The organism is Campylobacter sp. US50a, from assembly GCF_004379015.1.
In the GTDB taxonomy this organism is placed as follows: Bacteria; Campylobacterota; Campylobacteria; order Campylobacterales; family Campylobacteraceae; genus Campylobacter_D; species Campylobacter_D jejuni.
In genome coordinates this window covers 1-390 of record NZ_RYYJ01000074.1, presented here as the reverse complement: position 1 = coordinate 390, position 390 = coordinate 1, and the positions used below count along the sequence as shown (strand labels likewise).

The 390-nt window shown below is 31.8% G+C and carries 1 protein-coding gene; it reads right to left on the bottom strand.

The genetic code is table 11. The features are described 5' to 3' along the window. Nucleotides 1-390: autotransporter outer membrane beta-barrel domain-containing protein (locus tag ELQ11_RS09715; protein WP_134225307.1), on the bottom strand; the 390-nt coding region annotated here is incomplete at both ends.

The window sequence follows — 390 nt, the reverse complement described above, 5'->3', positions numbered from 1 at the left end:
AGCTTCTACTTTAGGATTGATATTAAACTTAGCTCCAAGTTCTACTGAAGTTTTTAAATTAGGCAACCAATCTCTAAACCAAGTAAAGCTTGTTTTAGTAGAGAAAAGATTTAAATAGTTTGCATAGGTTCTTTCTCCACCTTGAACTGTTGCTTGTCCTATAGTGTCTTTCATAGAAAAAGCTTCAGTATAGCCTCCTTCATAAGCAAGACCTACTTCAGGGGAGAATATATCTTTATTAGAAATAAAATTCATACCTAAGGCTGTATTGACTCCATAAGCATAAGAATTAGGTTCAGCTTTAGCTTCATTATTTCCTATTTTTTTAGTTAAATCATTTTTAATCAAAGCAGCTTTACCTTGAGCTTTGATATAAACTTCTTGACCTTT